The sequence below is a fragment of the Nocardiopsis sp. NPDC007018 genome (assembly GCF_040635075.1).
Classification (GTDB): domain Bacteria; phylum Actinomycetota; class Actinomycetes; order Streptosporangiales; family Streptosporangiaceae; genus Nocardiopsis.
Genome location: NZ_JBEYHA010000035.1, coordinates 48,028 through 58,830 on the forward strand (window position 1 = coordinate 48,028; position 10,803 = coordinate 58,830).

Consider the following 10,803-nt stretch of genomic DNA (forward strand, 5'->3'; position numbering starts at 1 on the left):
TACGATCCGCCGGTCAGACCTGCTGGGCACTGCCCTGCTGGGCCGACCGCAGGGAACAGGGGCCGCAGGTGCCGAACACCTCGACCGTGTGGGTCACCCCGCTGAAGCCGTGCTTGGCCCCCACATCGGCGGCCCACCTCTCCACGGCCGGGCCCTCGATCTCCACCGCGGTGGAGCAGGTCCGGCACACCAGGTGGTGGTGGTGGCTCTCGGTGTCGCACGCACGGTAGACGGCCTCGCCGTCGTCGGTGCGCAGGACGTCGACCTCGCCGGAGTCGCTCAGGGCCTGGAGGGCCCGGTACACCGTGGTCAGACCGATCTTGGAGCCGTCGGCGCGCAGGTCCGCGTACAGGTCCTGGGCGCTGCGGAAACCGGAGGACTCGGTCAGTGCCTGACGGACGGCCTCGCGACGTGTACTCATGGTGTCACCCTCCCCCGATCTGTCTGGGGCATCGTATCCGCCGGACCCTCCGCCACGGGATGCAGGGGTGCCGGGGCGCGGCGTCTGGTCACGCGGCGCAGGACCCCGCCCACCACCACGGTGACGCAGAACAGCGCCAGGGCCAACAGCACGATCGTGGCTCCCGGAGCCAGATCCGCGTAGAAGGCCGTGGTCAGGCCGCCCAGGGAGGAGACCAGTCCGATCAGCACGGCCAGACCCATCGTCACCCGGAAGCTACGGCTCAGCTGCTGGGCGGCGGCGACCGGGACGATCATCAGCGCGCTCACCATCAGTACGCCCACCACCCGCATGGCGATCACCACGGTCAGCGCCGCCGTCACCGCCAGCAGGATGCTCAGGAAACGGACGGGCAGCCCGTGCGCCCGGGCCACCTCCTCGTCCTGGCACAGGACGAACAGCTCGCGGCCGAAGATCCCCAGCACCGCGACCACGCCCACCGCCAGTACGCCGACGATCCAGATGTCCTGTTCGCCCACGGTGCTCACCGAACCGAACAGGAACGAGGTCAGAGTGGCGTTGCTCGCGCCCGGCGTCATGCCGATGAGCAACACGCCGCCCGCGATGCCGCCGTAGAACAGCAACGCCAGCGCCACGTCGCCGCTGGTGCGCGTGCGCACCCGCACCAGTTCCATGAGGACGGCGCCCAGGGTGGCCACGACCGCCGCGGTGAGTACCGGGGAGGTGCTCGTCAGCAGGCCCAGCGCCACCCCGGTCAGGGCGATGTGGCCGATGCCGTCGCCCAGCAGGGCGAGTCGCCGCTGGACCAGGAACGTGCCGATGATCGGGGTGACCAGGCCGACCAGCACCGCGGCGAGCAGCGCGCGCCGCATGAACTCGTACTGGAGCAGCTCAGTCACGGCGGGGTACCTCCAGGCGGACCATTTCGGCGGGCGCGGCGCCGTGCGCGGAGTCCGGGTCGGGGTCGTTGGGGTCGGGGTGCGGGTGCTGGTGTTCGTGCCCGGGCCGCGCGCAGTCGCCGGTGGCGGCGGGCGGAGGGCCGTCGTGCGCGACGCGGCCGTGGTCCAGCACCACCGCGCGCTCGATGACCTCTTCCAGCGGACCCAGCTCGTGCAGGACCAGGACCACGGTGCTGCCCTGGTCGCGCAGGCGGGCGATGGCGCGGGCCAGGGCGCGCTGGTTCTCCGCGTCGACCCCGGCCATGGGCTCGTCCATGACGAAGGTGTCCGGGCGCCCGGCCAGGGCGCGGGCGATGAGCACGCGCTGCTGTTGGCCCCCGGAGAGTTCGCGTACGGCGTCCCCGGCGCGGTCGGACAGGTCCACGGCGGCCAGGGCCTGGTCGACGGCCTCGCGGTCGGCCCGCGTGGGCAGGGAGAGGCGGCGGCGTCGGGCGACCTGTCCGGAGGCGACGATCTCGCGCACGGTGGCGGGCACGGCGCCCCCGGCGGTGAGCCGTTGGGGTACGTAGCCGATCCGCTGCCAGTCCCGGAAGCGGCGCAGGGGCCTGCCGTGGACGAGGACGCTTCCCGAGGTGAGCGCGACGATGCCGAGCATCGCGCGCATGAGGGTGGACTTGCCCGAACCGTTGGGGCCGAGGACGGCCATGGTCTGACCCACGGGGACGTCGAGGCTCACACCGTCGAGCACCGGCACGCCGTCGTAGGCGGCGTGCGCGTCGACGGCCTGGAAGGCGGGCGGGACGTCGGGGCCTGCGGCCCGGACCTCCCTGAAATGGTCAGACACTGCTTCATTATCACGAAAACGAAAATGATTGTCAAAACTGGTGCGGGTGACGAAGGCCTCCCGGCTCAGAAGCCCAGCATCCGCGCCGCAGCCAATACCAGCACCACCACGATCATCAGCACTCGGGGCACCCGCTGCTGCCGCTGGAGCGACGGCCAGGTCAGGAAGGCCAACCACCCGAAGACCGCCGCCACCAGCACCAGGCACGGACCGCCCAGCCACCCGGGGGCCATCAGACCCGCCAGGAACAGCGCCCCCAACACCACCGGGGGCAGCCACCCCGGCCGCTGGTGCAACCACACCAGCGGCACCGCGCTGCGCCGCTCCACCTCGCGGCGCAACCGCCCCGCGCCCGGGGTGAACAGGGAGTCACCCCGGGGGAGCGGCCGCCCGGGAACGGGCCGCCGTTGTTCGTCCTCGTGCTCGGGAGAGGCCATCGCCGCCGGTTCCCCTTCACTGTGTACCGGTCCCCACGGCCCCGTCCCCGCGCTCGGGGAGCGGTCGGTGTGCGCACCGTGACGCGGAGCCTGTGATAATCCTGGATCAGACCCTAGTGCAGGGCCCTGGCACGGCGCCGGGCGCAGGCGCGGCTGCACGCCACGCATCTCCCCTCGTACCGCACCCCCGGCTGTTCCTGGTTCGACACGAGACGGGTCGTGAACCGTCCACCTTCAGTAACTGGTCTTTCAACGCGGACCGTCCGCACCACGGTGCCCGCACGTCGTGTAGAGACGAACCCTCCGGAGGGTGTCAACTTCCGTGCCCGAACCCACAGTCATCGTGACGTTCGACGTCACCGAACCGCACTTGCAGAACTGCCTCGACTCACTGGCCCGTCAACGCGACGAGAGCCAGACCGGGGGGGCGGCGCCCGACGGCCCCGCGCGAAGGGACGTCGAGGTCGTCCTCGTCCCGGTCCGCGCCGCCAACGGCGCGACCGCACCCGCTGATCCCGCCGACCCCGAGGACCCCGCGCCGGACGCCGACGGCGACGACGAGACCGCACCCGAGGGCGAGTCCCGACCCGAGGAGAACGACCAGGGGGACGAGGCCGTCGAGTCCGCGCGCGAGGACGGGCTGGTCACGGCGGCCGCCTTCGCGTCCGCGCCGCCCGCTGGGCTCAGCGTCACCCTGCTCCAGGGAGAGCCCTCACCACACCACCCGGGGGCCCGCGCCCGGGGCGCGGCCGCCGCCACCGGCAGCCACCTGCTCTTCCTCGCCGGTTCCGACGCACTCACCGCCTACGCCCTGGCCCACCTCGCGCAGAGCGCCGCCGACACCCGCTCCGACCTGGTCATCGGTAACGTCCACCAGTTCAACGAGCTCGGCGCCGCGCCCTCCAAGGCCCACCGCAGGTTCGGCCGCCACCGCCTGGCCGAGGACCCCAGGAACGTTCCCGGGCTGATCGCCGACGCCACCCTCGGCAACCGGCTCTGGCGCCGGGGCTTCTGGGACTCCCTGCCCGACCTCGGCGTCGGTCCCGAGGACGCCGACCTCGCCGTCGGCCGCGCCACCCTGCTCGCCCAGGCCGTGGACGTACTGCCCGCACCGGTCCTGCTCATGCGCGAGCGCGAGAAGAAGGGCACCCCGCTGGAGAGCGCGGCCCTGACCCGCCGTGTCACCGCGATGCGCGAACTCGGCGCCGACCTCACCTCGGCCGACCGCGAACTGTGGGACCGCGTCCGCCTCCAGGGCGAGCTGCACCGCCTCGTCCTGCGCCTCGACGACGCCGACCCGCAGGTCCGCCAGACCGTCCTGGACCTGCTCAACACCTACCTCGACCACGTGTCGGACAGCCTCCTGCGCGGCCTGAACGTGCTCGACCGCCTCCTGTACCACCTGGTGCGCAAGCGGCGCCTGGAGGACGTGCTGGAGGTCGCCACCTTCGCCAAGAGCGTGGAGATCAAGAAGGCCACGGTCGTCCGCCAGGGGCTCGGCTACTACATCCGGTACCCCTTCTTCGGCACCACGGACCCGGCCAAGGCCGTTCCCCGGGAGATCTACCGCCTGGACGACGAGATCAAGGTCCGGCAGAAGACCGAGGACATCCACTGGGAGGACGGCCGCCTGCACGTCAGCGGACGGATCGGCATCCGCAACCTGCGGGCCCGCAAGCGCTGGCAGCAGCACGTGGTGGCCTTCGTGGTCAACTCGGCCACCAAGCGCCGTGTCCGGGTCCCGGTGCGCACCCGCCTGGCCGCCGAGTACCGGCTGCCCGACCTGCCCGACTCCGCGCGCCACGACTACGGCGGCTTCACGGTCGTCGTGGACCCGCGCCGCCTGCGCGGCGCCGGTGGCTGGGAGCCGGGTGAGTGGAAGATCGAGCTCGTGGTGTTCAACCGCAGCCTGGCCCGCCGCCGCATCGTCGCCAGCCCCGTCCCCGGTCCGCCCGAGCGGCCCGACTACCTGAGCGTCGGCGACGACGTGTGGGTGCGCCCGCAGTGGAACAAGGACCGGCACCTGGTCATCGCCGTCGAGCCGGCACGGGCCCAGGTCACCGAACACCGCTTCGACCCCCGCACCTCCGAACTCGCCCTGGGCGGAGAGCTGCTGTCCGCGCCCGCCGCCGAAGCCACCGAGCTACGGCTGGTACGCCGTCCGGGCACCGCCCGGCTCAGCTACCCGGTCACCATCCAGGGCGGCCGCTTCGAGGCCCGGGTGCGCGCCGAGGAGCTCTTCGCCCGCAGCCTCAGCGAGTGCGGCGGCGTGATCCGGCAGGAGGAGTGGGACGCCCACCTGGTCACCCCCGACCAGCGCGCCCTGCCCCTGGTCCTGCCGGACGAGGTGCGCACCACCGCCTACGACTCCGAGGGAGCCCAGCAGCAGCTGGCCGTGCAGCGCACCTTCACCGGGCACCTCAAGCTGCGCGCGGGCCGGGCCCACCCCTGGGTGGACCGGGCGGAGTGGCGTGAGCGCGTCCTGGTGCTCGGCGGCGAGTTCTCGCCCGGCAACGAGCTCAGCGTGGTCGCCAAGGCGCGCGGCCGCGACGAGGAGCACCAGCTGGCCGTCGAGAGGTCCGGGAACCGGTTCACCGCCATCCTCGACCCCTCCCGCATCGCCACCCTGTCGGGTGAGCTCTCCCTGTCCACCGGCTCCTACCAGCTGTGGGGCCGGGTCAGCGAGGAGGCCCAGAGCGAGGGCGACGAGACCACCAGCGTCGACGTGGGCGTGGAGTTCACCGACTCCCTGATCCACGGCCTGCCGATCGAGACCGAGACCCCCGAACGCACCTACACGCTCTCCTACCAGGGGCGCGGCATCCCCGTGCTCCAGGTCGGCACCGACCTGCGCCCCGCCGAGCGCGGCGCCTTCGCCCAGCGCGAGTTGCGGGAGACCTTCTACCCCGCCCAGCGCGCGGAGCCGGTCACCGAGGGCATCCTCTTCGACACCTACACCGGGCGCCAGTACTCCGACAGCCCTCAGAGCGTCTACGCCGAGTTGCGCAAACGCGCCAAGTGGGCCGACTACCCGATGTCGTGGCTGGTCGCCGACGGTCAGGTCCGCCTGCCCGACGACCTCACCCCGGTCCGGCACAAGGGGGAGGAGTACTACCGCGAGCTGGCCCGCAGCCGGTACCTGGTCAGCAACTCCCGCCAGCCCGCCTGGTTCCACCGCCACCCCGACCAGGTCGTCGTGCAGACCTGGCACGGGTCGATGCTCAAGCGCATCGGCTTCGACGTGGAGAACATCCGCGGCAAGTCGCGCGACTACTTCGACAAGCTCGCGTGGGAGACCCGGCAGTGGGACTACCTGGTCTCGCCGAGCCCCTGGGCCACGCCGATCCTGCGCAGCGCCTTCCGCTTCGAGGGCGAGGTCCTGGAAACCGGCTACCCGCGCAACGACATCTTCTTCTCACCGGACCGCGAGGCCGTCGCCGAGCGCACCCGGCGCCGACTCGGCCTGCCCGAGGGCAAGAAGGTCGTGCTGTACGCGCCCACCTGGCGCGACGACAAGTACTACACCCGTGGCAAGCACAAGCTCGACCTGCACCTGGACCTGCGCCGCATGTACGAGAAGCTCGGCGACGACCACGTGCTGCTGGTGCGCCGCCACCCCCGCGTGGTCGACAGCGTCCCGATCGTGGGGGAGGGCTTCGTCCACGACGTGTCCCTGTACCCGGAGATCATGGAGCTGTTCCTGATCACCGACGTGCTGGTCACCGACTACTCGTCGATGATGTTCGACTTCGCCAACACCGGCCGTCCCATGCTCTTCTTCACCTACGACCTGGAGAGCTACCGGGACAACCTGCGGGGGTTCTACTTCGACTTCGAGGAGACCGCCCCCGGGCCGCTGCTGACCCGGTCCGACGACGTCATCGAGTCCCTGCTGGACATCGACGGGGTCGCACGGCGCAGCGAGGCCTCCTACCGGTCGTTCGTGGACCAGTTCTGCCCCCTCGACGACGGCCACGCCTCCGCCAGGGTCGTGGACCGCGTCTTCGGCAAGGAGGGGTAGGCGCGCCGCGCACGCCGCACCGCGGGCCGCACCGGCAGTACCTCCGGGCGGCCCGCCCCCGTGCCTGCGCCACAATGGACGGGTGATCGTCATCACCCGATACTCCGTGCCCGAGGCCGACACCGAGGCCTTCCGAACCGACGCCGACGCCGCCGTGGCGGTCCTGGCCCAGCGCCCGGGGTTCCGGTGCCACCGCATCGGCCGCGCCGCCGACGACCCCACGCTGTGGACCGTGGTCACCGAGTGGGACGGCGCCGGGTTCTACCGGCGGGCCCTGTCGAACTTCGACGTCAAGGTCACCGCGGTCCCGTTGCTGTCCCGGGCCGTGGACGAGCCCAGCGCGTTCGAGGTCCTCGACCGCGGTGACGCACCCGCCTGACCTCGCCCGCCTCCGCTCGCGGGGGGCCGTGAACGGTGCGCGCCCGCCGCCGGATTGCTCTAGCCTGGTGGGAAGCGGTCTCCGGGGGCGCCACACCCGTGGCCCCGCGCGGCCGCCGCCCCACAGAACCGACGATGTATCGCGAACAGCGATCCACCGACCGCCAGCCGGATGGAGAGTCACCCCATGGCCGCCAAGTCAGAGGCAATGGACGCACTGGTCAACCTCGCCAAGCGCCGAGGTCTGGTCTACCCCTCCAGCGAGATCTACGGAGGTCTGCGCGCCGCCTGGGACTACGGCCCCCTGGGCGTGGAGCTGAAGAACAACGTCAAGCGCCAGTGGTGGCGCTCGATGGTGCAGGAGCGGGACGACGTCGTCGGCCTCGACTCCAGCGTGATCCTGGCCCGCGAGGTCTGGGAGGCCTCCGGCCACGTGACGGCCTTCGTCGACCCGCTCACCGAGTGCCAGTCCTGCCACAAGCGCTTCCGTGCCGACCACCTCGTCGAGGCCTACGAGGAGAAGCACGGCAAGGAGCCCGCCGAGGGCCTGGCCGCGATCGCCTGCCCCAACTGCGGCGCCAAGGCCTCCTTCACCGAGCCGCGTATGTTCAACGGCCTGCTGCGCACCTACCTGGGCCCGGTCCAGGACGAGAAGGGCCTGGCCTACCTGCGCCCGGAGACCGCCCAGGGCATCTTCGTCAACTACAAGAACGTCGAGCAGAGCGCCCGCCGCAAGGTCCCCTTCGGCATCGGCCAGATCGGCAAGTCGTTCCGCAACGAGATCACCCCCGGCAACTTCATCTTCCGGACCCGCGAGTTCGAGCAGATGGAGATGGAGTTCTTCGTCAAGCCGGGCAGTGACGAGGAGTGGCACCAGTACTGGATCGACCAGCGCCACCAGTGGTACCTGGACCTGGGCATCGCCAAGGACAACCTGCGCCTGTACGAGCACCCCCAGGACAAGCTCTCCCACTACTCGAAGCGGACCGTGGACCTGGAATACCGGTTCAACTTCCAGGGCAGCGAGTGGGGCGAGCTGGAGGGTATCGCCAACCGCACCGACTACGACCTCAAGACGCACGCCGAGGCCTCCGGTGTGGACCTGTCGTACTTCGACCAGGAGAACAACGAGCGCTACATCCCCTACGTCATCGAGCCCGCGGCCGGTGTCGACCGGGCGGTGCTCACGTTCATGCTGGACGCCTACAACGTCGACGAGGCGCCCAACGCCAAGGGCAAGCTGGAGAAGCGCGCCGTGATGCGGCTGGACCCGCGCCTGTCGCCGGTCAAGGCGGCCGTCCTGCCGCTCTCGCGCAACGCCGACCTCTCGCCCAAGGCCCGCGACCTCGCCGCCCTGCTGCGTAAGCGCTGGAACGTGGAGTTCGACGACGCCGGCGCGATCGGTCGCCGCTACCGCCGTCAGGACGAGATCGGTACCCCGTTCTGCGTGACGGTGGACTTCGACACCCTGGAGGACGACGCGGTGACCGTGCGCGAGCGCGACACCATGTCCCAGGAGCGCGTGTCCCTGGACCGCGTGGAGATGTACCTGCTGGAGCGCCTGCCCGGCTGCTGACGGAGCCGCCCCCGCCAGGGGCGCTGACCCCCACGGCCGCCCGCCCCCGGAAGGGGGAGGGCGGCCGTTCGCCGTGGGGTGGGGCGACCCGGCCGCTCGTCGGCGCGGGGCGGAGACGGCCGGACCCGGGGGGATGAGTTTCCGGCCGTCTCCTCGGGGTCCGGCCGCACACGGCCGGAGCACCGGTTCCCAATCTAGTCACAGGCACCCGGCGCGATGGGGGAGTTCGTGCCCTCCTGTCCCTTCGCGTGAGGCAATCGTGACGGCCGGGTCGGCGGCCGCGCTCCATGGAGCTATGGCTAGAGCCTCTATGCCTAGAGGTGCTAGGGTCTGCCCGCGACGACGAGATGTGAGGACGGGCATGCACATAGACAAGGACCTGGTCGCCGCGTCGGCCACCCCTCTGGTCCTGGGAATCCTCGCCGAGGGAGAGTCCTACGGCTACGCCATCGTCAAACGCGTCAACGAGCTCTCCGAAGGACGGATGAACTGGACGGACGGGATGCTGTACCCGCTGCTGCACCGTCTGGAACGCAACGGACTCGTCCGGGCCTCCTGGGGGCGGTCGGACACGGGTCGGCGCCGCAAGCACTACGCCATCACCGAGACGGGGTTGGCGGCACTGGCGGAGCGGCGCGAACAGTGGACCGTGGTCGCCGAGGCCCTGCGTCAGGTGTGGGAGACCGTGCCCCGGCCCGGACTCCCGGGACCCGAGACGGCCGGGGGGTTCGCGTGAGCGGCGTGAGCGCGCGCGACGCCGTGCTGGAGGAGCAGATCGACCACTGGCGCGGATTCGTGACGCGCCGCCGGGCCATCTCCGCCCCGGACGTGGAGGAGATGGAGGACCACCTGCGCGAGCGGATCGCCGAGCTGGAGTCGGGTGGTCTGGACAGCGAGGAGGCCTTCCTCGTCGCGGTCAGGCGCATGGGGAGCCTGGACGCGGTCTCGCGCGAGTTCGCGCGCGAGCACTCCCACCGGCTCTGGAAGCAGCTGGTGCTGGTTCCCGACGCCGAGGAGGAGACCGGTGCGTCACGCTGGCGCGAGCTCGGGGTGACGCTGCTCTTCGCGCTCGGCGCGGGGCTGGCGGTCAAGCTGCTGGGGGCGTCGGTCGACGACGGCATCGCGGTGACCCGCAACCTCCCCTTCGTGATCCTGCCCTTCCTCGCGGGGTGGTTCGCCTGGAAGCGCCGCGTCCCCTGGCGGGTGGGCGCCGTGACGGCGGCGCTCGCGGCGGTCCCGGCGCTGGCGGTGAACCTCTACCCGTTCCACGAGTCCTCCGGCCCGTTCCCGGTGCCCGGGATGACCGCCGTCCTCGCGCTGACGCACGCGCCGATCCTGTTGTGGCTGCTGGTGGGCGTGCTGCACGCGGGTGGGCAGTGGCGCTCCCACGAGCGGCGGATGGACCTCGTCCGGTTCACCGGCGAGCTCGTGATGTACCTCGTGCTGATCGCCCTGGGCTCCATGGTCCTGGTGGGCCTGACCGTCGCGGTGCTCGGCCTGGCCGACGTGGACATCACCCGGTTCCTCGCGGACTGGCTCCTGCCCGTCGGTGTGCCGGGCTCGGTGCTGGTGGCCGCGTGGCTGGTGGAGGCGAAGAAGAGCGTGGTGGAGAACATCACGCCGGTCCTGGCCAAGGTCTTCACCCCGCTGGCGCTGCTGATGCTGGTCGCGGACCTCGCCGCGCTGCTGGTGAACGGGCCCCTGGCCAGGGCCGACCGCGAACTGCTCATCGTGATGGACGCGGTCCTGGTGCTGGTCCTGTTCCTGCTGCTCTACTCGATCTCGGCGCGCGACCCGCTGCTGCGTCCGGGGGTCTTCGACTGGCTCCAGCTGGCCCTGGTGGGCACGGCCCTGGCGGTGAACGCCGTCGCCCTGACGGCCATGCTCACCCGGATCGCCGAGTTCGGCTTCACCGCCAACAAGACGGCGGCCCTCGGCCTGAACCTCGTGCTGCTGGTGCATCTGGCCTGGTCGGCGTGGCTGCTCCTGGGGTTCGTGCGCGGCACGCGCCCGTTCGCGGCGGTGGAGCGGTGGCAGACCGCCTACCTGCCGGTCTACGCGGTGTGGGCGGCGGTGGTCGTGCTGGCCTTCCCGCCGCTGTTCGCCTTCGCATGAGGCGACCGCGCCGGACGCGCGTCGCGGCCGATCCCTTCCGGAGACCGGCCGCGGGCCGCGCTCGTGGTGTTCGTGTGGCGCCAGATCAGGCTCCAGAACGAGGACCGCGCTC

At 71.5% G+C, this 10,803-nt stretch carries 9 protein-coding genes; 5 read left to right on the top strand and 4 right to left on the bottom strand.

Annotation, left to right across the window (positions count from 1 at the left end; genetic code table 11):
* Positions 1-13: 13 nt before the first annotated feature.
* The 4 genes from ABZ635_RS18770 to ABZ635_RS18785 form a co-directional block, all read right to left on the bottom strand.
* Positions 14-421: a transcriptional repressor gene (locus ABZ635_RS18770; protein WP_357766540.1), complete on the bottom strand. Its 408-nt coding sequence runs from the start codon at positions 419-421 to the stop codon at positions 14-16.
* Positions 418-1,320 carry a metal ABC transporter permease gene (locus tag ABZ635_RS18775; protein WP_357766543.1) on the bottom strand — a complete coding sequence of 301 codons (903 nt, stop codon included), beginning with the start codon at positions 1,318-1,320 and terminating at the stop codon, positions 418-420. The genes ABZ635_RS18770 and ABZ635_RS18775 overlap by 4 nt, the downstream gene beginning before the upstream one ends.
* Positions 1,313-2,164, bottom strand: coding sequence for a metal ABC transporter ATP-binding protein (locus ABZ635_RS18780; RefSeq protein WP_357766546.1), 852 nt, complete (start codon positions 2,162-2,164; stop codon positions 1,313-1,315). Before ABZ635_RS18780 ends, ABZ635_RS18775 begins: the two co-directional genes overlap by 8 nt.
* A gap of 65 nt (positions 2,165-2,229) precedes the next feature.
* The gene (locus ABZ635_RS18785; RefSeq protein WP_357766549.1) at positions 2,230-2,601 is read right to left on the bottom strand and encodes a DUF6703 family protein; all 372 of its coding nucleotides are present in this window, start codon (positions 2,599-2,601) and stop codon (positions 2,230-2,232) included.
* A gap of 322 nt (positions 2,602-2,923) precedes the next feature.
* Between ABZ635_RS18785 and ABZ635_RS18790 the strand changes: the two genes are divergently transcribed.
* The 5 genes from ABZ635_RS18790 (at position 2,924) to ABZ635_RS18810 (ending at position 10,691) form a co-directional block, all read left to right on the top strand.
* Complete coding sequence (locus tag ABZ635_RS18790; protein ID WP_357766551.1) at positions 2,924-6,622, top strand: CDP-glycerol glycerophosphotransferase family protein; 3,699 nt, start codon at positions 2,924-2,926, stop codon at positions 6,620-6,622.
* An 82-nt stretch (positions 6,623-6,704) separates the two neighbouring features.
* Positions 6,705-7,001, top strand: coding sequence for an antibiotic biosynthesis monooxygenase (locus ABZ635_RS18795; RefSeq protein WP_357766554.1), 297 nt, complete (start codon positions 6,705-6,707; stop codon positions 6,999-7,001).
* A 186-nt stretch (positions 7,002-7,187) separates the two neighbouring features.
* The gene (locus ABZ635_RS18800) at positions 7,188-8,576 is read left to right on the top strand and encodes a glycine--tRNA ligase (protein ID WP_357766557.1); all 1,389 of its coding nucleotides are present in this window, start codon (positions 7,188-7,190) and stop codon (positions 8,574-8,576) included.
* A 361-nt stretch (positions 8,577-8,937) separates the two neighbouring features.
* Positions 8,938-9,312, top strand: coding sequence for a PadR family transcriptional regulator (locus ABZ635_RS18805; RefSeq protein ID WP_357766560.1), 375 nt, complete (start codon positions 8,938-8,940; stop codon positions 9,310-9,312).
* Positions 9,309-10,691, top strand: a complete 1,383-nt coding sequence (locus ABZ635_RS18810; RefSeq protein WP_357766563.1) for a permease prefix domain 1-containing protein — start codon at positions 9,309-9,311, stop codon at positions 10,689-10,691. Before ABZ635_RS18805 ends, ABZ635_RS18810 begins: the two co-directional genes overlap by 4 nt.
* Positions 10,692-10,803 lie beyond the last annotated feature (112 nt).

Coding starts and splice junctions, on each gene's coding strand:
- ABZ635_RS18770 (WP_357766540.1), bottom strand. CDS start 421: ATGAGTACACGTCGCGAGGCCGTCCGTCAGGCACTGACCGAGTCCTCC.
- ABZ635_RS18785 (WP_357766549.1), bottom strand. CDS start 2,601: ATGGCCTCTCCCGAGCACGAGGACGAACAACGGCGGCCCGTTCCCGGG.
- ABZ635_RS18800 (WP_357766557.1), top strand. CDS start 7,188: ATGGCCGCCAAGTCAGAGGCAATGGACGCACTGGTCAACCTCGCCAAG.
- ABZ635_RS18805 (WP_357766560.1), top strand. CDS start 8,938: ATGCACATAGACAAGGACCTGGTCGCCGCGTCGGCCACCCCTCTGGTC.